This is a genomic window from Mesorhizobium escarrei (assembly GCF_935825525.1).
Classification (GTDB): Bacteria; Pseudomonadota; Alphaproteobacteria; order Rhizobiales; family Rhizobiaceae; genus Mesorhizobium; species Mesorhizobium escarrei.
In genome coordinates this window covers 86,480-111,136 of sequence record NZ_CAKXZT010000113.1, presented here as the reverse complement: position 1 = coordinate 111,136, position 24,657 = coordinate 86,480, and the positions used below count along the sequence as shown (strand labels likewise).

The 24,657-nt window shown below is 63.5% G+C and carries 26 protein-coding genes and 2 pseudogenes; 15 read left to right on the top strand and 13 right to left on the bottom strand.

What is annotated here, in order from left to right; translation table 11 throughout:
* Positions 1-227: 227 nt before the first annotated feature.
* Together ligD and NMG80_RS08150 are read right to left on the bottom strand one after the other, a co-directional pair.
* Positions 228-1,287, bottom strand: a pseudogene (ligD, locus tag NMG80_RS08155) (DNA ligase D); the annotation flags it as partial.
* 43 nt (positions 1,288-1,330) lie between these two features.
* Complete coding sequence (locus tag NMG80_RS08150; protein WP_027154740.1) at positions 1,331-1,837, bottom strand: YciE/YciF ferroxidase family protein; 507 nt, start codon at positions 1,835-1,837, stop codon at positions 1,331-1,333.
* Between the two features lie 417 nt (positions 1,838-2,254).
* On the opposite strand from NMG80_RS08150, the gene NMG80_RS08145 reads away from it, so the two are divergent.
* The gene (locus NMG80_RS08145) at positions 2,255-2,401 is read left to right on the top strand and encodes a hypothetical protein (protein WP_254017643.1); all 147 of its coding nucleotides are present in this window, start codon (positions 2,255-2,257) and stop codon (positions 2,399-2,401) included.
* A gap of 256 nt (positions 2,402-2,657) precedes the next feature.
* Here the strand turns inward: NMG80_RS08145 and NMG80_RS08140 are convergent, their stop codons facing one another.
* The gene (locus NMG80_RS08140) at positions 2,658-3,110 is read right to left on the bottom strand and encodes an Lrp/AsnC family transcriptional regulator (protein ID WP_254017642.1); all 453 of its coding nucleotides are present in this window, start codon (positions 3,108-3,110) and stop codon (positions 2,658-2,660) included.
* Between the two features lie 119 nt (positions 3,111-3,229).
* Between NMG80_RS08140 and NMG80_RS08135 the strand changes: the two genes are divergently transcribed.
* A complete protein-coding gene (locus tag NMG80_RS08135; RefSeq protein ID WP_254017641.1) occupies positions 3,230-4,225 on the top strand; it encodes a nucleoside recognition domain-containing protein in 996 nt (331 codons plus the stop codon).
* Positions 4,226-4,325: 100 nt separating this feature from the next.
* Here NMG80_RS08135 and NMG80_RS08130 read toward each other — a convergent pair whose 3' ends face one another.
* From NMG80_RS08130 to NMG80_RS08120, 3 genes are all read right to left on the bottom strand, one after another.
* A complete protein-coding gene (locus NMG80_RS08130; RefSeq protein WP_254017640.1) occupies positions 4,326-4,703 on the bottom strand; it encodes a DUF1850 domain-containing protein in 378 nt (125 codons plus the stop codon).
* On the bottom strand, positions 4,700-6,802 hold the full coding sequence (locus tag NMG80_RS08125; protein WP_254017639.1) for a TRAP transporter permease: 2,103 nt from the start codon (positions 6,800-6,802) through the stop codon (positions 4,700-4,702). Before NMG80_RS08125 ends, NMG80_RS08130 begins: the two co-directional genes overlap by 4 nt.
* 179 nt (positions 6,803-6,981) lie before the next feature.
* Positions 6,982-7,941: a TAXI family TRAP transporter solute-binding subunit gene (locus NMG80_RS08120; RefSeq protein ID WP_254017638.1), complete on the bottom strand. Its 960-nt coding sequence runs from the start codon at positions 7,939-7,941 to the stop codon at positions 6,982-6,984.
* A gap of 241 nt (positions 7,942-8,182) precedes the next feature.
* On the opposite strand from NMG80_RS08120, the gene NMG80_RS08115 reads away from it, so the two are divergent.
* A complete protein-coding gene (locus NMG80_RS08115) occupies positions 8,183-8,551 on the top strand; it encodes a YciI family protein (RefSeq protein ID WP_254017637.1) in 369 nt (122 codons plus the stop codon).
* 7 nt (positions 8,552-8,558) lie between these two features.
* Positions 8,559-9,818 (top strand): RNA polymerase sigma factor, encoded by a 1,260-nt coding sequence (locus NMG80_RS08110; RefSeq protein WP_254017636.1) that lies wholly within the window; start codon positions 8,559-8,561, stop codon positions 9,816-9,818.
* Between the two features lie 133 nt (positions 9,819-9,951).
* On the opposite strand, the gene cysK is transcribed toward NMG80_RS08110, so the two are convergent.
* From cysK to hrcA, 3 genes are all read right to left on the bottom strand, one after another.
* The gene (cysK, locus tag NMG80_RS08105) at positions 9,952-10,932 is read right to left on the bottom strand and encodes a cysteine synthase A (protein ID WP_254017635.1); all 981 of its coding nucleotides are present in this window, start codon (positions 10,930-10,932) and stop codon (positions 9,952-9,954) included.
* A gap of 175 nt (positions 10,933-11,107) precedes the next feature.
* Entirely contained in the window at positions 11,108-11,305 is a 198-nt protein-coding gene (locus NMG80_RS08100) for a hypothetical protein (RefSeq protein ID WP_023803672.1), read from the bottom strand.
* An 82-nt stretch (positions 11,306-11,387) separates the two neighbouring features.
* Positions 11,388-12,503, bottom strand: coding sequence for a heat-inducible transcriptional repressor HrcA (hrcA, locus tag NMG80_RS08095; RefSeq protein WP_436798565.1), 1,116 nt, complete (start codon positions 12,501-12,503; stop codon positions 11,388-11,390).
* A gap of 136 nt (positions 12,504-12,639) precedes the next feature.
* Between hrcA and rph the strand changes: the two genes are divergently transcribed.
* The 4 genes from rph to hemW all read left to right on the top strand — a co-directional run bounded on the left by rph (position 12,640) and on the right by hemW (position 15,770).
* The gene (rph, locus tag NMG80_RS08090) at positions 12,640-13,356 is read left to right on the top strand and encodes a ribonuclease PH (RefSeq protein ID WP_254017634.1); all 717 of its coding nucleotides are present in this window, start codon (positions 12,640-12,642) and stop codon (positions 13,354-13,356) included.
* Positions 13,357-13,537: 181 nt separating this feature from the next.
* A complete protein-coding gene (locus tag NMG80_RS08085; protein ID WP_254017633.1) occupies positions 13,538-13,948 on the top strand; it encodes a VOC family protein in 411 nt (136 codons plus the stop codon).
* Complete coding sequence (gene rdgB, locus NMG80_RS08080; protein ID WP_254017632.1) at positions 13,948-14,610, top strand: RdgB/HAM1 family non-canonical purine NTP pyrophosphatase; 663 nt, start codon at positions 13,948-13,950, stop codon at positions 14,608-14,610. The genes NMG80_RS08085 and rdgB overlap by 1 nt, the downstream gene beginning before the upstream one ends.
* Entirely contained in the window at positions 14,607-15,770 is a 1,164-nt protein-coding gene (hemW, locus tag NMG80_RS08075; RefSeq protein ID WP_254017631.1) for a radical SAM family heme chaperone HemW, read from the top strand. The genes rdgB and hemW overlap by 4 nt, the downstream gene beginning before the upstream one ends.
* A 240-nt stretch (positions 15,771-16,010) precedes the next feature.
* Here the strand turns inward: hemW and NMG80_RS08070 are convergent, their stop codons facing one another.
* Entirely contained in the window at positions 16,011-16,916 is a 906-nt protein-coding gene (locus NMG80_RS08070) for an adenylate/guanylate cyclase domain-containing protein (RefSeq protein WP_254017630.1), read from the bottom strand.
* A gap of 162 nt (positions 16,917-17,078) precedes the next feature.
* Here NMG80_RS08070 and NMG80_RS08065 point away from each other — a divergent pair.
* Positions 17,079-17,325: pseudogene (locus tag NMG80_RS08065) on the top strand (low molecular weight protein tyrosine phosphatase family protein).
* A 70-nt stretch (positions 17,326-17,395) separates the two neighbouring features.
* Here NMG80_RS08065 and NMG80_RS08060 read toward each other — a convergent pair.
* Both NMG80_RS08060 and NMG80_RS08055 read right to left on the bottom strand, forming a co-directional pair.
* Positions 17,396-17,584, bottom strand: coding sequence for a hypothetical protein (locus NMG80_RS08060; RefSeq protein ID WP_254017629.1), 189 nt, complete (start codon positions 17,582-17,584; stop codon positions 17,396-17,398).
* Positions 17,585-17,591: 7 nt separating this feature from the next.
* The gene (locus NMG80_RS08055) at positions 17,592-17,789 is read right to left on the bottom strand and encodes a hypothetical protein (RefSeq protein WP_254017628.1); all 198 of its coding nucleotides are present in this window, start codon (positions 17,787-17,789) and stop codon (positions 17,592-17,594) included.
* A gap of 165 nt (positions 17,790-17,954) precedes the next feature.
* On the opposite strand from NMG80_RS08055, the gene rsmI reads away from it, so the two are divergent.
* Positions 17,955-18,920, top strand: a complete 966-nt coding sequence (rsmI, locus tag NMG80_RS08050) for a 16S rRNA (cytidine(1402)-2'-O)-methyltransferase (protein WP_254017711.1) — start codon at positions 17,955-17,957, stop codon at positions 18,918-18,920.
* Entirely contained in the window at positions 18,913-19,290 is a 378-nt protein-coding gene (locus NMG80_RS08045; RefSeq protein WP_254017627.1) for a YraN family protein, read from the top strand. The genes rsmI and NMG80_RS08045 overlap by 8 nt, the downstream gene beginning before the upstream one ends.
* A 238-nt stretch (positions 19,291-19,528) precedes the next feature.
* Here NMG80_RS08045 and NMG80_RS08040 read toward each other — a convergent pair whose 3' ends face one another.
* Positions 19,529-20,335, bottom strand: a complete 807-nt coding sequence (locus tag NMG80_RS08040; protein ID WP_254017626.1) for an undecaprenyl-diphosphate phosphatase — start codon at positions 20,333-20,335, stop codon at positions 19,529-19,531.
* Positions 20,336-20,516: 181 nt separating this feature from the next.
* Here NMG80_RS08040 and NMG80_RS08035 point away from each other — a divergent pair, with 181 nt between their 5' ends.
* From NMG80_RS08035 to mepA, 4 genes are read left to right on the top strand one after another with little or no spacing between them, the layout of a single operon-like run.
* Positions 20,517-21,209 (top strand): glutathione S-transferase family protein, encoded by a 693-nt coding sequence (locus NMG80_RS08035; protein WP_254017625.1) that lies wholly within the window; start codon positions 20,517-20,519, stop codon positions 21,207-21,209.
* A complete protein-coding gene (gene queG, locus NMG80_RS08030; protein WP_254017624.1) occupies positions 21,190-22,350 on the top strand; it encodes a tRNA epoxyqueuosine(34) reductase QueG in 1,161 nt (386 codons plus the stop codon). The genes NMG80_RS08035 and queG overlap by 20 nt, the downstream gene beginning before the upstream one ends.
* Positions 22,347-23,249, top strand: coding sequence for an SDR family oxidoreductase (locus tag NMG80_RS08025; RefSeq protein WP_254017623.1), 903 nt, complete (start codon positions 22,347-22,349; stop codon positions 23,247-23,249). Before queG ends, NMG80_RS08025 begins: the two co-directional genes overlap by 4 nt.
* 59 nt (positions 23,250-23,308) lie before the next feature.
* Positions 23,309-24,400, top strand: coding sequence for a penicillin-insensitive murein endopeptidase (gene mepA, locus NMG80_RS08020; RefSeq protein ID WP_254017622.1), 1,092 nt, complete (start codon positions 23,309-23,311; stop codon positions 24,398-24,400).
* Positions 24,401-24,657 lie beyond the last annotated feature (257 nt).

The window sequence follows — 24,657 nt, the reverse complement described above, 5'->3', positions numbered from 1 at the left end:
ATCGGCGGGACAGCGCCCCCTCTGCCCTGCCGGGCATCTCCCCCACAAGGGGGGAGATCAGCAGCTTCGCCGTCCAGCTCTTTTTTCAGCGTTAGAGGTTAGCGAAAGCGGGGATGACGGCCAATCTCCCCACTCGTGGGGGAGATGTCCGGCAGGACAGACGGGGGCGCGAAGGATCGCCGGCGCTCGTTCTCGCGTTCACTCAGCCTTGGGAAGAAGCCAATGAATTACCCGCGCTTGAGCGGCTTGCCCTGCTGGAAAAAATCCACCCAGGGATCGGCTTTCGCCAACAGTTTTAGCGTCGTCTTGTCGACGATCGGAAATGCGTTCGGCGCCAATCCGGCTTCAATTTCCGCCCAGGTCGCCGGCATCGATACCGTAGCGCCTTTCTTGGCCCGCGACGAATAGGGTGCCACCGTGGTCGAGCCGCGGCCATTGCGCAGATAGTCCACGAAGATCTTGCCGGTACGCGCCTTCTTCGACAGCGTCGCGGTATACCGATCAGGAGCGGCCTGCTCGAGGGCACGGGCGAAATCATGGGCGAAGTCCTTCACCTCATCCCAATCCGCCGATGGTTTCAGCGGAACCACGATATGGTAACCCTTGCCGCCCGACGTCTTGACGAAATTCGGCAATGACAGCGCATCGAGCCGGCCGTGAATTTCAAGCGCCGCCGCGCGCACCGCTTTCACGTCGACGCCTTCGTCGGGATCGAGATCGAAGATGATCTGGTCCGGCTTGTCCAGTTCGTCGACGGTGCAGCCCCAGATGTGGATCTCGACCACGCCGAGCTGGACCAAGGCAGCGACACCGTCGAAATCACGGATAAACAACATCTCCTCGCCGTCCGTCGGATCCTTCATCCTGGCGATTTTTTCGTGCATGCCGGCCGACGCATGCTTCTGGAAGAAGCGTTGACCGCCGACGCCGTCCGGCGCGCGCACCAGGCTGAGCGGCCGATTAACGACGAATTGGTGCATGCGCGGCCAGACTATAGCGTAATGATCGAGCAGGCCCTGCTTCGATACTTTCTCCCGCGGCCACAGAAGCTTGTCGGGATTAGAAAGCTTTACGACGCTGTCTGCCGCCGCGGCGGATTTGACAGAGGTGGATATCTCGCCGTTGCCGCTGGCAAGCTTTGCCTTTCCGCCGGCAGGCTTTGCCTTGGTGTCGGCCTTGCCTGCGGGTGCTTTCGGCTTTTCCTGCACGACTTCCTCCGCCGGTTTTTCCTCGCGCAATCCCTCGAACGAGCGTGGCGCATCATACGGTCGACGTCCAGGTACGGAAAGTGAGGCAAAGCCGGTTGTCCGGCGTTGCCTCGATCGCGAGTCTACTCGGCGGCCTGAAGGTTGACCTTGGCTTCCGCAATCTCGGTGAGCTTGCGGTCGGTCGCCTGCTCTTCCTTGATGTTGTTGGCCAGGACATTGGCGCAGTCGGTGCGGCCAAGCTGCTTGGCCCAGGCGATCAACGTGCCGTAGCGGGTTATCTCGTAGTGCTCGACCGCCTGCGCGGAGGCGATCAGGGCGGCGTCGAGGACGTCCTTGTCGTCGATGTCGCCGCTGACTTCATCGGCTTCCTCGAGAATGCCGTCGATGGCCGGACAGTTGACCGTCTTGGCCTTCACGCCATGCAGTTCGAACACCTTCTCGACCCGCTCGATATGACCTTTGGTCTGGCCGAGATGCTTCTCCAGGCCGGCTTTCAACTGCGGATCGGTCGCCTTGTCGATCATCTTCGGCAGCGACTTCTCGATCTGTTTCTCGGCGTAATAGATGTCGCGCAGCGTGTGGACGAAGAGGTCGTCCAGCGTCTTGATGTCTTTCGAAAAGAAACCCATGGCTTTGCCTTTCCATTGTTCTTGCTGTGTTGGGGGTTCCGGCGGCGGTTCCGCTCGGAAGCCGCTGGGCCGGGTTGGTCCCGGCCCTCAGCGTCAACGTGCTTCTATCGGACGGGTTCCTGGCTTTCCGAATAAGCAGGGAAATTTGACCAAGCACGAAAATTTCGCGGAACCGGCCAAAGTTGAAACACAAGCGCGTCGGAGCGACATCCAAACGAAACATATGTGATGCAAAAGTCACACTAGCCGGAATGCCGACGAACTGCATGGAAAGACCCCGAATCAGCCGCATTCCAGCCACGAACCAAGGCCTTTTTGACCAAAGATTAACATCGTGTTCACCGAGTATTCACGCCTCGACGCTATGATCCCACACAATCGGAAGGGACATCCGAAATCGGGACAGGGACAGGGAAAATGAACTTCTTGACGCGCCTCATCGGCTACGCTGCCGCCATCCGCGAATTCGTCGCGCCGACCTATCGGCCGGAGCGCTATTACATGCGCGGCCCAGGCCCCGCATGCGCACGCCGCGGCCACACGCTCGGCATCAGCGCGCACTGATGATGACCATGGAAAGCCGTCACGACAGCCGGATATGCAGGCCGGCCGCCGATCACCGTGCGACCACCTATCGCACGGAACGTCCTGCGCTAGCCGAGAGGCGGCGTGCGATAACGCCAAGGTTCTGAGATTCCAGGGCTTCGAGTTTTCTGGGGCTTTGATCTCGCCTCCGGCAAGCTTAGCGCCGTTTGACACCAGCAGCCGGGACTGGCGTGACCGCCCCCGAGATCCTTCCGCCGAGTTGGCCTCCAAAAATCTAGAGCGGGATTACGGTCGTCTCCTTGGCGGTTCGAATTACAAACATGGTGTAATACCGCGCCACATTCGTCCGATCTCGGAACAGCCGCTCACAAAAAGTGTCAAACTCGTCCATATCCATCAGGCGCAGCATAAGGACAGCGTCGGTCGAGCCGCTTACACTGTAGGCCTGGATCACCGCTGGTTCCATGACGGCAAGCTCGAGGAAGCGGCGCATGTGTTGCTCGCCGTGGCGCTCCAGCTCGACCGTGACGATAGCCTTCATCCCCCTGCCGGCCTTGGCTGGATTAAGTAGCGCGACAACGCGGTCGATGACACCGGCTGACTTAAGCCGCCGTATACGGCGCAAGCAGCTGGACGGCGAAAGCCCGACCTCCGCCGCCAGGTCGGCATTGGTTCGCGAAGCGTCTTCTTGCAAAAGCGTGAGAAGCTTGCTGTCGATCCGGTCCATTCCGGTCCTCCGTCGTCGTCTGCCGGTATGCAATTTTATTGCACAAATCTGCAAATTTTGACCACAAATGCGAATCGTCTCACGCTAGTCATTTGGCGTCAAATTACGGAGACATCGCCATGGCAGTGCAGGCCGCCCTCTATCGGAAGACGCTGGAAACGCTTGAAATCTATTGGGAATTGGTCCGCATCATCGTTCCGGTCACGATAGTCACACAGATCCTGCAGGATCTTGGTGTCATCCGGGCGATCTCTCCGTTCTTCGCGCCTCTCATGACGCTGGTTGGACTGCCGCCCGAGCTCGCCCTTGCCTGGCTGACAGGATTGCTGGTGGGAATTTGGGGCGCGGCGGTGACCGTGTTCACGCTGGCTCCGGTTTCAACGCTGAGCACTGCCGACATGACCGTTCTTTCAACCCTTTTGCTATTTGCGCATGCCATTCCGATTGAACAACGCATCATTCAGAAGGTTGGGCCAAGCTTCGTGGTCACTGCGGCGCTTCGTATTGGCGGTGGATTGATCCTTGCCATGCTCCTGCACCAGATATTCGCAGCAACCGGATGGCTATCCGAGCCCCTGAAGCCGGCGTGGATACCAATGAGCGAAGGCACTGACTGGAGCAGATTTTTTCTAAGCATGCTCAAAACCCTGGCAACCATGCTTGTCATTCTCATCGCGCTGAGCTGGCTGATCGAGCTACTCAAGGTGTCGGGTATCCTGGGTTGGCTGAACAAGGGGCTTGCACCGCTCTTTCGTCTTGCCGGCATCCAGTCACAAGCGATACCGTTCACTGGGGTCGGTCTGCTTCTTGGAATTTCCTATGGCGCGGGACTGCTGATCCGCGAGGCGCGCACGACCAGCGTAGAGCCGCGCCAGATCTTCCTCGCTTGCGTGTTTATGGGCTTTGCCCACAGTCTCATAGAGGACACACTGGTTGTCATCGCTCTGGGTGCAGACTTCACCAGTGTGTTTTTCGTTCGCCTGATCTTTGCCGTGCTCGCAACCGCGTTGATCGCACGGGCAATCAGTTCGGCTTCCGACATTCTGTTTTTCAAAGCATTCTTCCGCAAGGAAGAGCGTTGGCTTGCTCAGTCGGAATCCGGGTTTGGCGGCTAACGATGGAGCGTCTTCGGCCCGCGGGATGTGATGTGCCCGGCACTCGACATCCGACAAAGCCCTGGAGGATGAGGTCCCGCATCCCCTTGCCGATCGTCCGCTACCGCGGCTGGCTCGAACCTTCGCACGGCTCCAGCACGGTCGTGTCGCCTGCCGCCTTGCCCAGTTCGCGGCAGCCCTGAACCGTGCACAGCGTCCAGCCTTCACCCGTCGCGCCAGAGGCCGCGAGCACGAGGCGCCGCTGCGGCGCCATCTTGGGTTTATAGGCCCACCAACCGTCCCGCAGCACCGAGCCTTCCGGCGGTTCCATGCCGGCGCCCGAGCCCTTGATCCGTGCCTCGGCGATCTGCAAGCCGGAAGGCGTCACCTTCCAGTTCTCCTGCCAATGCGTCTTTTCCACCGAATGCGTCCAGGCGAGCGTGAAGGTGACCACCGTGAGCGTCACCGTCTTGCCGGCGGCGAGGATACAGAGGCTCATGCGGTGCCGGTGACTTGCCGCGCCCGCCAGCAGTGCCAGCCGATCCAGGCGACAGAGAGCGCCCAGCCGGCTTCGTCGGTGACAGGCAGTGCGGCTACCAGCAACACGCCGGCGGCGAAGGCGACGAGACGTTCCCACCAGGCCATGCGCCGGGCGAGGAACCCGACGGCGGCTGCGCCCCACAGGGCAATGCCCATGCAGGCCTTGGCGACGATATAGGCGACCTCGACGGGATAGCCGAACTGGGCGGCGATCGGGCCAGGATCCTGCAGCATCAGCGCCGGGGTATAGACCGCCATGAACGGCACGACGAAGCCGGCGACGGCAAGCTTGGTGGCCTGGAGGCCGATCTTGAGGCCGCTTTCCTTGGCCATCGGTGCGGCGGCGAAGGCGGCCAGCGCCACCGGCGGTGTGAGGTCGGCCATGATGCCGAAATAGAAGACGAACATATGGCTGACCACCAGCGGCACGCCGAGTGACAGCAGTGCCGGCCCGGCCAGCGAGGAGGTGATGATGTAGTTGGGGATCGTCGGGATGCCCATGCCGAGCACCAGGCAGGTGAGCATTGTTAGCACCAGTGACAGGAACAGATTGTTCTCGCCGATGGAGATGATCCAGCCGATGAAGGTGGAGGCGATGCCGGTGAGCGTCAAAGTGCCGATGACGATGCCAACGATGGCGCAGGCGATGCCGACTGGCAGCGCGTTCTTCGCTCCCTCGGCAAGCGAATCGATGCATATCTGCAGCGTTTCGCGTCCGCCCCTGAAGGTGACGCAGGCGATGACGAGCCCGGCGATGACAAAACTGAGGATGCTGACGCCGAACTTCATGAAGGAGGCGGCGGCAAGCCCCAGCGCGAGCCAGAAGACGATGCGGAAGGCAAGCGGCCCGATCAATGCCGCCAGCGGCGTGCCAAGGATGAGCACGATGGTCAGCGCCAGCCCCATGGTGCCGGCGAAGATCGGCGTATAGCCGGCAAACAGAAGATAGATGAGCGCGGCCAGCGGCAGCACCAGCGGCCAATGCCTTCTAACTGCGTGCCACGGATTGGGCAGGTCCGCTTTGGCCATGCCCTGCAGGCCGGCCTTGCCGGCTTCCAGGTACACCTGCCAGAAGCAGGCGCCGAAATAGAGCAGCGCCGGGATGATCGCTGCCTTGACCACCTCGGCATAGGGGATGTTCAGCGTCTCGGCCATGATGAAGGCGACCGCGCCCATCACCGGTGGCATGATCTGGCCGCCCATCGAAGAGGTCGCCTCGACCGCGCCGGCGAAAGCCGAACGGAAGCCGAAGCGCTTCATCAGCGGAATGGTGAACTGGCCGCTGGCCACCACATTGGCGACGCCGGAGCCGGAAATGGTGCCCATCAGCGCCGAGGACAGAACGCAGACCTGGGCCGGGCCGCCGCGCCACGTGCCGACCAGGCCAAGCGCGAAATCGTTGAACAGTGCGATCATGCCGGCGCGTTCGAGAAAGGCGGCGAAGACGACGAAAATGAAGATATAGGCGGCCGAGACGTAGACCGGCGTGCCGTAGATGCCTTCGGTGCCAAAGGCGAAGGTGTCAATGAGCTGTGCGAAATCATAGCCGCGATGGATGAAGGGCGGCGGCAGATGATTGCCGAAGAAAGCGTAGGCGAGAAAGATCAAGGCGATCAGGGCAAGCGGCAGCCCCATCAGCCGCCGCCCGGCCTCGAAGACCAGAACGACCAGCACCGTGCCGATGATCAGGTCCGGCGTGGTAAGGAAGCCGGAGCGCCGGATGAGGTCGGCATAGAACACCCAATTGTAGAGGCCGGTGGCAAAGCCGAGCAGGCCGAGCGTCCAGAACGTTGCTTTGGCCGGTATGCTTGTGGCGCGCAGGTTGGCGACCAGGCCGAAGCCGAGCAGCAGCAAGAAGCCGACATGCATGGCGCGCACCACCTGGCTCGGCAAGCTGCCATAGGCGGCAATGTAGATCTGGAAGATGGAGAAGGCGATGGCGATGAGAAAGGCGGCCTTGCCCGCGATGCCTTCGCCGAAACCCGGCGGCAGGCCTTCGAGCGGGGCTTCGGCGGTGGGGGAAAGAACGGTTGGCGTTTCGGGATGGGCGTCGGTCATTGGCGGGTTCCTGGCGGGGCGCCCCTCCGCCTCGAGGGGAGGGTGGACAGCCGCCGAAGGCGGATGGACGGGTGGGGTAACCTCAACTGCCTCGGCCTTTGCCTGAATAAGGAGCGCGTCGCCGAGGACCCCTCCCGACCCTACGGGGCCACCCTCGCCTCAAGGGGGAGGGAGCGGCCCTATTTCACTAATCCCTTTTCCTTGTAATACCGCTCGGCGCCAGGATGCAGCGGCACCGGCATGCCGTCGAGCGCCTTGGCCATGTCGATCGTCTTGGCGGCGGCGTGGGCAGCAGTGAGCTGGTCGAGATTTTCGAACAGCAGCTTGGTCATCTGATAGCCGGTCTCGTCGGAGACGTCGGCGTGGGTGATGAGGAAATTGCCGACGGCGGCGGTCGCGACGTCCTCGGTCTGGCCCTCATAGGTGCCCTTGGGAATGGTCACCGAAAGATAGGGCGAGCCGATCTTGGCGACGTCCTGCGCCGGTACGGCGACGACGTTGATCGGCACCGACGTGGCGAGGTCGCGGATCGAGGCGACGCCGAGGCCGGCCGATTGCAGCGTGGCGTCGAGCTGGCGGTTCTTGATCAGTTCGACCGATTCGGCGAAGGGCAGATACTCGACCCGTCCGAGATCCTCATATTTCAGCCCGGCGGCGGCGAAGATGGCGCGGGCGTTGAGCTCGGTGCCGGAAGCCGGCGCGCCGACCGACAGGCTCTTGCCCTTGAGGTCGGCAAGCGTCTTGATGCCGGACTCCTTGCTGGCAACGATCTGGATATAGTTGGGATAGATGGCGGCGACGCCGCGCAGCTTGTCGAGCTTGCCCGGGAAGCCGGCTTCGGTGTTGCCCTCGGCGGCCAGTTTGACGGCATCGCCGAGCGCGAAAGCGATCTCGCCCTTGCCCTGCTGCAACAAATTGAGGTTCTCGACCGAAGCTTTCGTCGCCTGCACCTGGGTGCGGGCGCCCTCAATGCCCTTGCCGTAGATTTCCGACAGTGCGACGCCGAGCGGATAATAGACGCCCGAGGTGCCGCCGGTCAGCACGTTGATGAATTCCTGCGCCTTGGCCGACGCCGCGCCAAGGCCCAGCGACAGCGCCAGCGCGCCGGCGGCAATAAACTTCGTCCTGAAATTATGCATGTGATCTCCTCCCTGAAATATCTGCCACCGCACGACCCGAGGCGAGTTTAGACAGCGGGCAGGAAATGCCAACCCGCAATTGCGCCGATTAGACCAACGGTCGACGCCGCTGGACATGCAGGCTTGCGCGAGATGCCATTCGAGCCGAAAGATTTTTGCAGCGCCTGTCGAAATCGGGCGAGGACGCGCGACTTTGGATCGGCCGGCAACGACGCGGCCTTCGAAACCACGGGAGAAGACCATGCGATACATGCTTTTGATCTACAATGACGAAGCCGCAATGGCGAATGCGCCGCGCGAGAGCACCGAGCAGACCCTCGCGGCCTACGGCGCTTATACCGAAGCGTTGAAGAAATCCGGCGCATGGCTGGCCGGCGACCGGCTGCGCCCGACCCAGGCGGCCACCGCTGTGCGGATGGCTAACGGCAAGACCAACGTGCTCGACGGCCCGTATGCCGACACCAAGGAGCAACTCGCCGGCTTCTACATGATCGAGGCGACGGACATCGACACGGCCATCGAATGGGCTGCGCGCTGTCCGGCAGCCAGCACCGGCACGGTCGAGGTGCGACCGATCTGGGAAATGACGGAGTACTTATCTGAGAAATGATCATGTGATGGACAGTCGCCCGGAGATCGCGCGGGCGGCGGCGGAAGCGGCCGCCCGGCAAAGCTACGGCAAGCTGGTCGCCTATCTCGCAGCGCGCATGCGTGACGTGGCCGGCGCCGAGGACGCACTGGCCGACGCCTTTGCGGCGGCGCTGGAGCGCTGGCCGCAAACCGGCGTGCCCGAGAAGCCGGAAGCCTGGCTGCTGGCGGTGGCGCGCCGACGTCGCGTCGATGCGATCCGGCGGCGGCTGACCAGCGAGGCTGGCCGCGACCATCTCAGGCTGATCGCCGAGGAGATCGAGGCACGCATGGGCGACGAAGACCTGCCCGACGAGCGGCTGCGGCTGATGTTTGCTTGCGCCCATCCGGCGATCGAGGCCGGCGTGCGCGCGCCACTGATCCTGCAGACCATTCTGGGCTTCGACGCAGCGACGATCGCCTCCGCCTTCCTAGTGTCGCCGGCAACGATGGGCCAGCGCCTGGTGCGCGCCAAAAGCCGCATACGCGAGACCGGCATTCCGTTCCGCGTGCCGGAGCGGGCAGAGCTTGGTGAGCGGCTGGATGCGGTGCTGGAAGCGATCTACGCCGCGTTCGCCGAAGGCTGGGCCGACCCGGACGGCACCGAAACCCGGCGCCGCAATCTGGCGACTGAAGGCATCTGGCTCGGTCGGCTGGTGGCGTCGCTGATGCCGGATGAGCCGGAAGCGCTCGGCCTGCTGGCGCTGATGCTGTTTGCCGAGGCGCGGCGTGCGGCGCGGCGCAACGCCGCCGGCGACTATGTACCATTGGCCGAGCAGGAGCTTGCGCTGTGGGACGGTGGCTTGATCGACGAAGCCGAGACGCTGCTCAGACGCGCCGCGACCAAGGGCGTCGTCGGCCGCTACCAGCTCGAGGCAGCCGTGCAATCCGCCCATACGACCAGGCGGCTGACCGGGCGGACCGACTGGGTCGCGATCAGACATCTCTACGACGCGCTGTGGGCGATTGCCGGCTCGCCGGTGATGTCGATCAACCGCGCGGTGGCCATTGCCGAGGCAGACGGCGCCGAGGCGGGATTGAATGCACTTGATGAGCTTGGTGGAGACAAGCGGCTTGCCGACTACCAGCCCTATTGGGCCGCACTTGCCGGTCTTCTGGCCAGGCTCGGCAAAACCCGGGAAGCGGCCGCAGCCTATGACCGGGCCATCGGCCTCGAACGCGACCCGGCCGTGCGCCGGTTCCTGCAGGACCGACGGGCGCGGCTCGGCGAAAGGACGGCGAAGACCTAACCCGCGCAATCCCACCAGGCCAGTGGTTCGTGCCGCAGAGACGATGCAGAACTTTGTTGATGCCGGCGGGACAGCGCCCCCCTCTGCCCTGCCGGGCAGAGGGGGCGCGAAGGATCGCTACCGTGTCGAGGACCTAAGCCCCCAGCCCTTCGAACAGGATCGTCGACAGATAGCGTTCGGCGAAGGATGGAATAACGACCACCAGGTTCTTGCCCTCATTCTCCGGCCGTGAGCCGACGACGATCGCCGCCTGCAGGGCAGCGCCCGACGAGATGCCGACCGGCACGCCTTCGAGGCGGGCGACGAGCCGTGCATTGGCGACCGAATCCTCATTGGAGACCTTGACGATCTCGTCATAGATCGTCGTGTCGAGGATCTTTGGCGCGAAGCCGGGGCCGATGCCCTGGATCTTGTGCGGGCCGGGCTGGCCGCCCGACAGCACCGGCGAGGCTTCCGGCTCGACGGCGACGACATGCACGGAGGGCTTGCGCTGCTTCAGCACCTGGCCGACGCCGGTGATGGTGCCGCCGGTACCGATGCCGGCGACAAAGATATCGACCTCGCCATGAGTGTCGTTCCAGATTTCCTCGGCAGTGGTGCGGCGGTGAATTTCCGGATTGGCGGGATTTTCGAACTGCTGCGGAATGATGGCGTCGGGCAGCGTCGCGGCCAACTCGTCGGCCTTGGCGATGGCGCCTTTCATGCCTTTCGGCCCTTCGGTCAGCACCAGCTCGGCGCCGAGCAGCGCCAGCATCTTGCGGCGTTCGACCGACATGGTTTCCGGCATGGTCAGGATCAGCTTGTAGCCCTTGGCGGCGGCGGCGAAGGCGAGCGCTATGCCGGTGTTGCCCGAGGTCGGCTCGATCAGCGTGGTCCTGCCGGGCGCAATCCTGCCCGATGCCTCCAGCGCCTCGATCATCGAGACGCCGATGCGATCCTTGACCGAGCCGATCGGGTTGAAGAATTCAAGCTTGGCGAGCAGATTGGCAACGATGCCCTTTTCCCCGGCGAACTTGTCGAGCCGCACCAGAGGCGTGTCGCCGATCGTCTCGGTGATCGAATTGTAGATGCGGCCGCGGCCGGGCAAGTGCGCGGTGGTGGCGGGCTTGTTCATTGGTTTTCGCTCCCAAGAGTCAAATGGGCAAGAGTCAGGCAACTAAGTGAGTCAGGGCAGGATAAAGCCTTCGGCCGTGCAAGCTAGTCTGCCGTTTGAAAATATCCGACGGGTCGCATGGCGAACACCTCGGAAAAGCGTTTCAAGAAGCAAATCGACCGTATGGTTTTCGGGCTCAGTTTCCGGCGGCGTAGAAATCGTCGTCGAGGCGCTTTTCCAGCGCGACGAGATCGGCCGGCAGCGGCAGGCCCATGGCGCGCATCTCCCCCAGCTTTTCGCGCAACTGCTCCTGCACTTCATGCTGATCCTCGGGCTGGTTGATCATCTGCTCGAGCAACAGGCTGATCTGAGCCTTGAATGATTCCAGCGCCATTTTTTTCTCCTTGAGGTTCCTTTAAGCGTATCGCGTTTGAAGCGATTGGTGCGACGCGCTTCGGTTTTTTGGGCGACATGCATTATCGCAGCATGCGGGAAATAAGCTGCGCGGTATAGTCGACCATTGGCACGATGCGTGCATAGTTCAGCCGGGTCGGGCCGATGACGCCGAGCGCGCCGATGACGCGGGCGTCCTTGTCGCGATAGGGCGCCACGACCAGCGACGAGCCCGACAGCGAAAACAGCTTGTTTTCCGAGCCGATGAAGATGCGCACGCCGGAGCCTTCCTCGGCAAGGTCGAGAAGCTGGATCAGTCCGTCCTGCGTCTCCAGATCCTCGAACAAATGCCGCAGCAACTCGATGTCGGCCTGGGCGGTGACATTTTCCAGCAGATTGGCGCGGCCGCGCACGATGAGACGCGCCGGCAAGCCGCTCTCGGCGCCTGCCCAGACCGCAAGGCCCTTCTCGACCAAATCCTGCGACAGCGTGTCGAGGGCGGCCTTGGTTTCTTCCTTGATGCGGGCGATCTCGACCCGCGCCTCGGCCAGCGTGCGACCGCGGATATGGGCGTTGAGGAAATTCGAGGCTTCGTGCAGTTGCGAGACGGTGATGCCGGCGGGCAGGTCGACGACGCGATTTTCGACGTCGCCGTTCTGCGACACCAGAACGGCCAGCGCCTTGTTCGGCTCGAGCTGGATGAATTCGATATGCTTGAGCGCCACCTCGTTCTTGGCGGCAAGCACGAGCCCGGCGCCGCGCGACATGCCGGACAGCATCTGGCTGGCCTCGGTGAGCATGTGCTCCAGCGTCGCACCAGAGCCGGAGGCGCGCACCTGCGCCTCGATGGTGCGGCGCTCCTCGTCGGAGAGATCGCCAAGCTCCATGAAGGCATCGACAAAGAAGCGCAGGCCGGCCTGGGTCGGCAATCGGCCGGCTGAGATATGTGGCGCGTAGATCAGGCCGAGATGCTCGAGATCGCTCATGACATTGCGGATGGTGGCCGGCGACAGCGAAGACGGCAGGATACGCGACAGGCTGCGCGAGCCGACCGGCTCGCCGTCCTTCAGATAGGAATCGATAATGCGCCGAAAGATGTCTCGCGAGCGCATGTCGAGTGATTGAAGGGCGGGCGATTGAAGCGCGGGCGATTGGAGCGCTGCCGCCGACTGCGAACTGGGATCGACTGCCTTGGTCATTTCGAGCCAAATACCTCCGGCCCAAAGATATAGACTTCGGCCGCGCCCGCGCAACTGGTCCATTTTCCTTTGCGCCTCTCGTCGCGTGCGGCTACAAGCCGGCCACGAATCCTAAAACGACAAGAAAGAAGCCTGAATGCGCCCTTCCAAACGCCAATTCGACGAAATGCGCGCCATCTCCTTTGAGCGCGGCGTCTCTAAGCACGCGGAAGGGTCGTGCCTGGTGAAGTTCGGCGACACCCACGTGCTTTGCACCGCCAGCCTCGAGGAAAAGGTGCCGGGCTGGATGCGCAATTCCGGCAAGGGCTGGGTGACGGCGGAATACGGCATGCTGCCGCGCTCGACCGGCGAGCGCATGCGCCGCGAGGCTTCGGCTGGCAAGCAAGGCGGCCGCACACTGGAAATCCAGAGGCTGATCGGCCGTTCGCTGCGCGCAGTGGTCGATCTGCAGGCGCTGGGTGAGCAGCAGATCACCGTCGACTGCGACGTGATCCAGGCCGATGGCGGCACGCGCACCGCCTCGATCACCGGCGGCTGGGTGGCGCTTTACGACTGCCTGCGCTGGATGGAAGCCCGGCAGATGGCCAGCGTCGCCAAGGTGCTGAAGGACCATGTCGCGGCTATCTCCTGCGGCATCCACGACGGCCAGCCGGTCATCGACCTCGACTATCTTGAGGATTCATCGGCCGGCACCGACGCCAATTTCGTCATGACCGGCAAGGGCGGCATCGTCGAGATACAAGGCACGGCCGAGGGCGAGCCTTTCTCGGAAGAGCAATTTGCGGCGCTGATGGAATTGGCCAGGAAAGGTATTACGCGACTGGTCAGCCTGCAGCAGATGGCCGTGGCGTAGTCCTGAAAATGCCGAGCTTGTCCGCCCCCCTCTGGCCTGCCGGCCTCCCCCTCAAGGGGGGAGATCGGATGTCATTTCGGCCTTCGCCAATCTCCAAAGCCACAAGATGCACAGCAGCGCAGAGGCTGCCAATCTCCCCCCTTGAGGGGGAGATGGCCGGCAGGCCAGAGGGGGGTGCCTGATGCAACCCTCCGCCATCCTCGAATCAGCCCTCTACGTGACCGATCTCGATGCCGCGGAAGAATTCTATTCCGGCGTGCTTGGGCTCGATCTGCTGGGCAAGGTCGACGGCAGGCATCTTTTCTTCCGTTGCGGGAACGGAGTGCTGCTCATCTTCAACGCCGAGGCGACCAAGGTGCCGCCGGCGCCCGACGCCAGACTGAAAGTGCCGCCGCACGGCACGGTCGGCGACGGCCATCTCTGCTTTGCGGCGAGCGCGGACGAGATCGTGCGCTGGAGAGCACATCTTGAGTGCAAGAAAATCGCCATCGAAAGCGACTTCGAATGGCCGCAAAGCGGCCGCTCTATCTATATTCGCGACCCCTCCGGCAATTCGATCGAATTCGCCGAGCCAAGAATTTGGGGCATCTGATGCATTCGCTTGATGGACATGAGATCGTCGTCGCCAGCCACAATGCCGGCAAATTGCGCGAATTCGCCGATCTGATGGCGCCGTTCGGCATAGAAGCGAAGTCGGCCGAGGAATATGGCCTGCCGGAGCCGGACGAGACCGGCACCACCTTCGAGGAGAACGCCTATATCAAGGCATTTGCCGCCGCCACGGCGACAGGCCTGCCGGCATTGTCGGACGATTCCGGCCTGTGTGTCGATGCGCTGGGCGGAGCGCCCGGCGTTTACACCGCCAATTGGGCCGAGGCGCCGGACGGGGCCCGCGACTTCGGCATGGCGATGCAGAGGGCGGAAGTGGCGTTGCAGGAAGTCGGCGCGGTTGATCCAGCGCAGCGCAAGGGCCGCTTTGTCGCCGTCATCTGCCTGGCCTTTCCCGACGGCGCGGCCGAGTATTTCCGTGGCGAAGTCGGGGGCACGCTGGTGTGGCCGCCGCGCGGCGAACTCGGCTTCGGCTACGACCCGGTGTTCGTGCCGGACGGTTTCGAAAAGACCTTCGGCGAGATGACCGCAGAGGAGAAACATGGCTGGAAGCCCGGCCAGCCGACAGCATTGTCGCATCGGGCTCGCGCCTTCCAGAAATTCGCGCTGGCCAGACTGGATTTGGCGCGATCGGCCGTGAAATGACCATGCTGCTCGACCGCACCCCCGGTTTCGGCGTCTACGTTCACTGGCCGTTCTGCGCGGCCAAGTGCCCCTATTGCGACTTCAACAGCCATGTCCGCCACCAGCCGGTCGACCAGGAGCGTTTTGCGCGCGCCTTCGAGACCGAGCTTGCGACGATGCGCAACCGCACCGGACCGCGCGAGGTGACCAGCATTTTTCTCGGCGGCGGCACGCCATCGCTGATGAAGCCGCAAACGGTGGCGACGGTGCTGGACGCGGTGGCGAAGAACTGGACAGTGCCTGCCGGCATCGAGGTGACGCTGGAAGCCAACCCGTCTTCGGTCGAGGCCGAGCGCTTTCGCGGCTACCGGGCGGCAGGCGTCAACCGCGTCTCGCTCGGCGTGCAGGCGCTGAACGACAAGGATCTGCGCTTTCTCGGCCGGCTGCACAATGTCGATGAAGCGCTGCATGCGATTGGCCTGGCGCGTGAGATTTTTCCGCGGCTGTCGTTCGACCTGATCTACGCACGGCCCGGCCAGACGCCGGAAGCGTGGCAGGCGGAGCTCGAGCAGGCGATCGGCCACGCCGCCGACCATTTGTCGCTCTACCAACTGACCATCGAGGAAGGCACGCCGTTCCACGCGCTGCATGCGGCCAGGAAATTCGCCATTCCCGACAACGACCATGCCGCCGATCTCTACGCTTTGACGCAGGAGATCACCGCCGCGCATGGGCTGCCGGCCTACGAGATTTCCAACCACGCCAGATCAGGCGCCGAAAGCCGGCACAATCTCACCTATTGGCGCTATGGCGAATATGTCGGCGTCGGTCCCGGCGCGCATGGCCGCTTCGTCGAAAACGGCCGCCGGGTGGTGACGATCGCCGAAAAAATGCCGGAAACCTGGGCCAATCTGGTCGAGGCCAAGGGCCATGGCGTCACCGGCGGCGAGATCCTGACGCGCTCGGAAGAGGCCGACGAGTTCCTCTTGATGGGGCTGAGGCTGGCCGAGGGCATCGACCTCTCCCGCTACGAAGCGTTTTCCGGCCGTGGCCTGTCGACGGCGCGGCTGTCGATGCTGCAGGGCGAGGGGCTGGTGGCGCCGATCGGCAATGCCCGCGTGCGCGCCACGCCGGCCGGCATGATCGTGCTCGATGCGGTGGTGGCGGATCTGGCGCGGTAGAGTAACATGCCTTGGTCATTCTGGGCGGCAGGAGCGAACCTTCGCTGCCGGAGGGACCCCGCCCCGGCGCTGAAAGCCCAGCACCATCAGAAGCAGAAAAAATAAAAATGTCGGAAGATTTCTGAGGCCCATGGCTGCCTCTCTGCCCTAGCAAAGCCTGGGCAGGAAAAGCATTGGTATCAACATGGGAATAGGTGTTAGGCGTGTGAGCTGCGTTCGAAAATCCCACTGCTGGCGCGCCTATTCTAGGCTGAATACCTCGATCATCTCGGCGCGCCCTTTGACTTCGTGATAGCCGCAGGACTTGAAATATTGTCTACCTTCAGGCCAGTGCTCGACGAATTGGGCGCTGACCAACAGCGGCTTGTTCAGTTTTCGCGTCAATCCCTCAATACGAAAGGCCAAATTCACGGCATCGCCCAGCGCGGTGTTGATGCCTTTGCCCATAGCGCCGATAGCAACTTCACCCACATGAAGGCCAATGCGGCAGTCGAGTACGATGTCTTGTTGTTCCCTGACCAGGACTCGGGTTGGCGACGTAGCCGCGTCTTCCGCAGCGCGGAGCGCCTGGGCAGCCTGAACCGCAGAGACACAGACATCCGCTCCGGTCCCGTGCCAATAAGCAAATACACAATCACCGATGAATTTGTCGATCGAGGCCCCGTAGTGCTTCAAAATCGCATTGCAGTCCAAATACCACTCGGCCAAGAGGGCCGCCACCTGTTCCGGGGATAGCCTTGCGCTAATTCCGGTAAACTCCTTCAAATCAGCAACGAACAGGGTGGCCGGCCGGCTCTTAGGGGCTGCCGGGTTGCCCCATTGAGTTTTTGTGTTCGCCACTTGCGAATCCAGATCGGGGGCAGTCGTGCCCTGTTCGAAAAGAAAAATCGATCTGCCGAACTGGACGCGATCGCCGGTGTGCAGCACACGCGCGGTTGTGAGCGCCACGTCATTCACATAACTGCCATTGGCACTGCCGACATCAACAACCCAGTAGTTCGCGCCGTCGCGCCGGATCGTTGCATGCTGGCGCGAAACTTCCCCGTCTGCCAAGCATATGGTGGCATGGTCACCACGACCAATCAGGTTGAAATCTCCCAGCTTATAGGCCTCTCTGTTACTCAGTGCGGTTAAAGTTGCCGACATAATCCTCTCCCGTACGCCCAAGCGCACACGCAGCTCCAATATTAGCACGTTACGAACAGAGGCTGGCGGCCCATCATACAAAAGGCTTAGCGAGCGGAATTGCGGCCCGAGTTACATGGGGAGCGCCGAGCCTTTCAGGCGAACAAAGTTTGAACCTCCGCCGTGTTTTCCAGAAGGGATATCGAAGGCACCAGCCACGATGCCGACACCGTTGACGCACGACCTCGTCTCCTGGGCCGACATCATCCTCGTGATGGAAAAGGCGCACCGCGCCAAACTGCAGCAGAAATTCAAGGCCAGCCTGAAGAAGGCTCGTGTGATCTGCCTCGACAGTCCAGACGACTACGAGTTCATGGACCCGGGTCTGGTGCGTCTGCTGGAAGCGCGCGTCTCGAAGTATCTGGGTTGAATGATGTACCCGAGCGTTTCCCCCGCGCTTTAGAGAGAAGTGTCTCGGCCAATCGCGAAGGTTGCGGTAGTCAGGCGTCGTGCTTGGGGCGGCGCTTGGCGTGGTCTTTCTCGGCGTCCGCCTCACCGTCGCGAGCCGGCTTGGCGTCGCCCTTGTCGCGGCGTGCGCGGTATCGATCGCTTGTCGGATGTGGGGGCGCTCCATTGCGGGAGCTTTTGGTTTCAAGGCGGGTGATGAAAATGTCGAAGCGATTGGGCATCGTCTGGTCAGTGCTCCATCGTGCTGCCGGTGCCGGTCGAGGGCTCGATTTCCAGCTTGGTTGCCTTTGACGGACGACGCTTTCGCGGCTTTTTAGCCAGGCGGGCGCCGGCTTTGGCAGGCAGGCTCTTGTCCTTTCGCACGGCAAAGCGCTTGCGGCCTGCATAGTAGGGTTCGAAAACGTCTTGTATCTTGAGGCTGTCCATCCTGCTCCTCCCGAGATCAGGCATAAATCCGCCGGGCACGGTTTCGTTCCGTAGTGTGGCAAAGGCATGACCGCCGCGTCACTTCGGCATGGGTTTTGCAACCCGGCGTGAGCCGTGCCAAACAGGGCCCAATGCATTCAAGGTCAGAGCCTGACGGGGATACCGGTGACCGGCGAGTTGGCAAAACGCAGCTACGTGATCGGCCAGACAGAGATATCGGCCCGGCCGCTCGAGCCGGCGCTCTATCTGGTGGCGACGCCGATCGGCAATCTCGCCGACATCACATTACGCGCGCTTGAAACGCTCGCCGCCGCCGATATCGTCGCCTGCGAGGACACGCGTGTCAGCCGCGTGCTGCTCGACCGCTACGGCATCCGCCGCCGCACGTCCGCCTATCACGAGCACAATGCCGGCGAGGCCGGCCCAAAACTGATCGCAGCCTTGCTGGCCGGGCAGAGCGTGGCGCTGATCTCGGACGCCGGCACGCCGCTCATCTCCGATCCGGGCTACCGACTGGTCGGCGAAGCGCTCGACCAGGGCATTCGCGTCGTGCCGATCCCCGGCCCGTCGGCGCCACTCGCGGCGCTGACGGCCTCCGGCCTACCCTCCGACGCCTTCCTGTTCGCCGGCTTCCTGCCAGTGAAGACCGGCCAGCGGCTGACGCGGCTGGAAGCGCTGCGGGCGGTGCCGGCGACGCTGATCTTCTTCGAATCGCCGCGCCGGCTGGCCGAGACGCTCGGTGCCATGGTCGAGGCGCTGGGTGGCGCCCGCAAGGCCGCGATCGGCCGCGAGTTGACCAAGACCTTCGAGGAGATCCGGACCGGCACCTTGCAGTCGCTCGCCGATCATTACGCGGTGGCCGATACGCCGAAGGGCGAGATCGTCATCTGCGTCGGCCCGTCGGACGCAACGGCCGACGAGCCGGCGGACATCGACCGGCTTCTGCTTTCGCTTGCAGCCGAGATGCCGGCCTCCAAGGCGGCGGCGGAAGCCGCCAAGATGACCGGCGGCCAGAAGCAGGCGCTCTACCGGCGGCTGCTCGAACTCAAGGATACTGGGAAAGAGGGCGATACTGGGAAAGAGGACGATACTGGCAAAGAGAGCGACACCGGGAAAGACGGCGATGGCTGAACGCCCGGTCGCCAGCCGCCAGCGGGCCTATCGGCGCGGCCACCGCAGTGAGTGGCTGGCGGCTGCGGCCTTGATGGTGATGGGCTATCGGATCCTGGCCCGCCGCCACCGCACGCGGTTCGGCGAGATCGACCTGATCGCGCGGCGCGGCGACCTGGTGCTGATCGTCGAGGTGAAGGCGCGCCGCACGCTGATGGAAGCGATGGAGGCTGTTCGCTACGAATCGGAGCGCCGCATCGAAAGCGCCGCCGATCTCTGGCTGTCGCGCCAGCCCGACTATGGCAGATTGTCGGTGCGCTTCGACATGGTCGCGGTGCTGCCGTGGCGCTGGCCGGTGCATGTCGAGAACGTTTTTTACGGGCGGAGTTGAGGTAGGTCGCCATCCGAATCTTGCGAGACGTCAGCGGGACAGCGCCCCCCTCTGGCCTGCCGGCCATCTCCCCCACGAGGGGGGAGATCGGGAGTTGCGCCGTCTTCGCCAACTTCGAACGTTGAAAAAGAGGCGCTGTCGCGAAAACTGCCAATCTCCCCCCTCGTGGGGGAGATGTCCGGCAGGACAGAGGGGGCGCGAAGGAACTCGACGGAGTAGTGGGAAACAGTCTCCGCAATTACCCCCAGACGAACAGCGCCGCCAGGCCGACGGTGCCGATGACCAGCCGCCACCAGCCGAACAGCGAATAGCCGTGGCGCGAGACGTAGTTGAGCAGGAAGCGCACGACGATAAGTGCTGCGACGAAAGCGGCGATGAAACCGGCGGCGATGATCGGCAGATCGGCGCTGGTCAGCACATTGCGGTTCTTGAACAAGTCGAAGGCGAAGGCGCCGACCATCGTTGGCATGGCGAGGAAGAAGGAGAATTCCGCAGCCGCCCGTTTGTCGACGCCTAGGAGCAGCGCGCCGACGATCGTCGAGCCGGAGCGCGACGTCCCGGGGATCAGCGAAAGGCACTGGAACAGTCCGATCTGCAGATAGAGCCGGAGCGGAAACCGCTCGACGTCGTGATAGAGCGGCTTCGGCTTGAAGCGATCCACCCACAGCAGGACCAAGCCGCCGATGATCAGCATAATGCAGATCAGCCTCGGCGATTCAAACAGCACCGCCTTGATGAAGCCATGCGCCAGCGCGCCGATGACGGCCGCCGGCAGAAAGGCGACGAGGATGCCGAGAACGAAATGCCGCGTCACCCGATCACGCGGCAGATCGACCAGCATCTGCCACAGGCGATGGAAGTAGACGCTGAGGATCGCCAGTATGGCGCCGAGCTGGATCAGGATCTCGAAGGCCTTGCCGGTCGAATGGAAGCCGAGAAAATGGCCGGCAAGCAGGATATGGCCGGTTGACGAGACCGGAATGAACTCCGTCATGCCCTCGATCATGCCGAGCAGCAGCGCTTCGACAATGGTCTGGCTTTCCATGGAAACCTCGGCGTTCGAGTGAGGGCTTTGAAGAACGGCTTGCTTGTCATGGCGCAGAACTCCTCCTATAGGTCGCAGCACCCTGACGGCCCTTTGAATCGGGGCGGCCCCCTGAATCGGGGCGACCAAGACTTACCGGCGCAGCCGGCGATTTGCCAGTGCGCTCTATTATCGCGGGACCATGCTGACGCTTTTCCACCACCCGATGTTCGCCACCTGCCGCTTCGTTCGCCTCGCTTTCGGCGAGTATGGCGAGGAGTTGGCGCTGATCGAGGAAAAGCCGTGGATGCGGCGCAAGGAGTTCCTGGCGCTGAACCCGGCCGGCACGCTGCCAATCCTGCTTGCCGAGGGCGACGTGCCTATCGTCGGCGCCATGGTCATCGGCGAATATCTCGACGAGACGCGCGGTGTGCTCAAGCGCGACAAGCGGCTGTTCGCCGAGGACCCGATGGGGCGCGCCGAAATCCGCCGGCTGACCGACTGGTATCTCAACAAGGCCGATAGCGAGGTGACGCGGCACCTGGTGCGCGAGCGCGTGCTGAAGCCGATCATGCCGGAAACGGCGGGCGGCGGCTCGCCCGATTCGGCGGCGATCCGTGCCGCGCGCGCCAACATCCGCCAGCATATGAAATACACCAACTGGCTGGCCGGCACCCGCCATTGGCTGGCCGGCAACAAGGTCACCTATGCCGACCTCGCGGCTGCGGCTGCGCTGTCCGTGCTCGACTATCTCGGCGAGATCGACTGGCGCGAACACGCAGCTGCGCGCGAATGGTATGCACGGGTGAAATCACGGCCATCGTTCCGGCCGCTGTTGTCCGACCGGGTGCGCGGCCTGTCGCCGGTGTCACATTATGCGGACCTCGATTTCTAGAGCGCAAAACCTGCGCGCGCTGATCGACCGCGATGCGCGGCGCGCCGGTTTCGATGCCGTTGCCGTCACCACGCCAAACGCCATCCCGCAGGCGCCGGCCCGGCTGGCCGCATTCGTCGCCGACGGCTTCCACGGCTCGATGGGCTGGATCGCCGAGACGCTCGAGCGCCGCGGCGAGCCGACAGCGCTTTGGCCCGAAGTTCGCTCGATCATCGTGCTGGCCATGAACTACGGCCCCGACCACGACCCGGGCGCGGTGCTGGGCAAGCGCGAGCGCGGAGCGATCTCCGTCTATGCGCAGAACCGCGACTATCACGACGTGATGAAAGGCCGGCTGAAAGAGATCGCCGGCAAGATAATGGCGCGCTCGGGAAGCGACGTAAAAGTGTTCGTCGACACCGCCCCGGTGATGGAGAAGCCGCTGGCAGAAGCCGCCGGCCTCGGCTGGCAAGGCAAGCACACCAATCTGGTCAGCCGGGAGCACGGCTCCTGGCTGTTCCTCGGCACCATCTTCACGACGGCCGAGCTTGCGCCCGATTCGCCCGAGGACGACCATTGCGGCTCCTGCCGCGCCTGTCTCGACGTCTGCCCGACCGACGCCTTTCCGGCTCCCTACCGGCTCGATGCGCGCCGCTGCATCTCCTACCTCACCATCGAGAACAAGGGGCCGATCCCGCACGAGTTCCGCGAAAAAATCGGCAACCGCATCTATGGCTGCGACGATTGCCTGGCCGCCTGTCCGTGGAACAAGTTTGCCCGGGCGGCGTCCGAGGCAAAACTTGCCGCCCGCGACGATTTGCGCGAGCCGCCGCTCGCCGATCTCCTGGCGCTCGACGACGCTGCTTTCCGGTCGTTCTTTAGCGGTTCGCCGGTCAAGCGCATCGGTCGCGACCGCTTTGTCCGCAATGTGCTGATCGCCGCCGGCAATTCCCGCCAACCCTCGCTCGGCAACGCCGTGCGTGCGCTGCTCGGCGACGCCTCGCCGCTGGTGCGCGGCGCGGCGGTATGGGCGCTGTCACGACTTGTGCCGGCTTCTGAATTTTCCAAATGGGCCACCGCTGCGGTGAAAGCAGAAGGCGACGAGGCCGTGCGACGCGAATGGCGCCTGGCGCTGGCAGACCAGATCGAGGCGCATGCATGAGCGAGAAGCAGATCCTCATTTTCGGCGCCGGCTATTCGGGCAAGGCATTTGCCCGCGCCAGCAAGGATGCCTGCACCATCCTTGGCACGACACGCGCAGCGGAGAAATTCGAAGCGCTGCGGCAAGCTGGAATCCAGCCGCTGCTTTTCGATGGCGCGCTGACGCTTGAAATCAGCGACGCGCTCGAGAAAACAACCCATCTCGTCGTCTCTGTGGCGCCGGATGAGGCCGGCGACCCGGTGCTGAATGCGGCGCGCGAGACAATCGCGGAAATGCCGGCGCTCGAATGGATCGCCTATCTCTCCACCGTCGGCGTCTACGGCGACCATGGCGGCGACTGGGTCGACGAGACCGCCGAATGCAGGCCGGTGTCGAAGCGCTCGATGATGCGTGTCGCCGCCGAGCAGGACTGGCTGAAGCTGGGTCGGGACATCGGGCGGCCGGTGGCGATCCTGCGGCTTTCCGGCATTTACGGGCCGGGCCGCAATGCGCTGGTCAATCTGGAAAACGGCACCGCGCGGCGGCTGATCAAGCCGGGCCAGGTGTTCAACCGCATCCATTGCGACGACATTGCGGGGGCGCTTTGGCATCTGCTCAAGGACATCAGCGGCGGCATCTTCAACGTCACCGACGACCTGCCGGCGCCGCCGCAGGACGTCGTCACCTATGCCGCAAGGCTGATGGGCGTCACACCGCCACCGGAAATTCCGTTCGAGACCGCCCAACTTTCGCCCATGGCGCGGTCCTTCTATGGCGAGAACAAGCGGGTCGCCAACTCGGCGATCAAGGCGGCCGGCTATCGCTTCCGCTTTCCCGACTACCGCAGCGCATTCGACCATATGTGGGCTGAGGGCAACTGGCGCGACGGCGAGGCGCGCAGCCCAATGAAGCGGTCGTGATCGAAATCGCGCGCCAGGCGTGGTATGATTCGACTTAATTCGCAGAGGGGTTCTGCCTCATGAACACGTTGCCGCAGTCATTGCCCGGCAAAAGGCTGCTGCTGACAGCAGCGCTCGCCGTCCTTGCCCTGGCGGGGCTTGCAGCCCGACCTGCGGCGGCCGAGGAACTGGCGAAAAACCTGTTCGGCGCCCAAAAGCTGCCGGCCGTGGCTGCGCCGCAGTCGATCGGTTTTTATTCCAAGGGCTGCTTTGCCGGCGGCGTCGCCATACCCCTGAACGGCCCGAAATGGGAGGTGATGCGGCCTTCGCGCAACCGTCGCTGGGGCCATCCGACGATGATCGCGCTGATCGAGAAACTGTCGCGCGACGCCGCGGCCGACGGCTGGCCCGGCCTGCTGGTCGGCGACATTTCGCAGCCGCGCGGCGGCCCGATGCTGACCGGCCATGCCTCGCACCAGATCGGCCTCGACGCCGACATCTGGCTGACGCCAATGCCCGACCGCAAGCTTTCGCTCGAGCAGCGCGAAAACATGAGCGCCACCTTGCTTGTCGATGAAAAGACCCATTTGGTGAAAGATGCGCTCTGGGCACCGGCGCATACACGGCTGCTGAAGCGCGCAGCAAGCTATGCGGAAGTCGAGCGAATCCTGGTCAATCCCGGCATCAAGAAGAAGCTCTGCGACACGGTGAAAGGCGACCGTGGATGGCTGCGCAAGGTCAGGCCGTTCTGGGGCCACGACTATCACTTCCACATCCGCATCGGCTGCCAGCCCGGCTCGCCCAAATGCAAAGCGCAGGAAAACACGGCGCCAGGCGACGGCTGCGACCAGTCGCTGGCATGGTGGTTCACCGAGGAGCCATGGCGCCCCAACAAGAACCCGGACAGGCCGAAAGCGCGCGACCTGATGACGATGGCGAGCCTGCCCGCAGCATGCCAGGCCGTGCTCGACGGGCCAGATCCGGCTTCGGCGGAGGCGGTCACCTATTATGGCGACGGCGTGCCGGTCGCGGCTGCACCCGTTCTCACAAAGGCTCCGTCGCCGGCGCGGGCATCGGCAAGCGGCGCGGCAGCGCTCCCGGCCACGGCCAACGCCTACGCCGAAACGCCCGAGATCGGCATTCCGCTGCCGCGACCCCGGCCGGGAGGCTGAGGTCAGGGGACGACCAACTTGTTGGGGTCGGCGCCGCCCCTCATTGCCCTGCCGGGCATTTCTCCCCGTATAGTGACGGGGAGAAAGGGGCTGGCCGCAGCCTCGACACCCCTTCTTTGAACGCCGGCGATTGGCGAAATCACCGATGAGCGCCCTCTCCCCGTCACTATACGGGGAGAGGATGCCGGCAGGCAGGTGAGGGGCAGCGCCAACGCTGAATGGGCTAGGGCCAAATTCGGACCTGAAGTGATTGCACC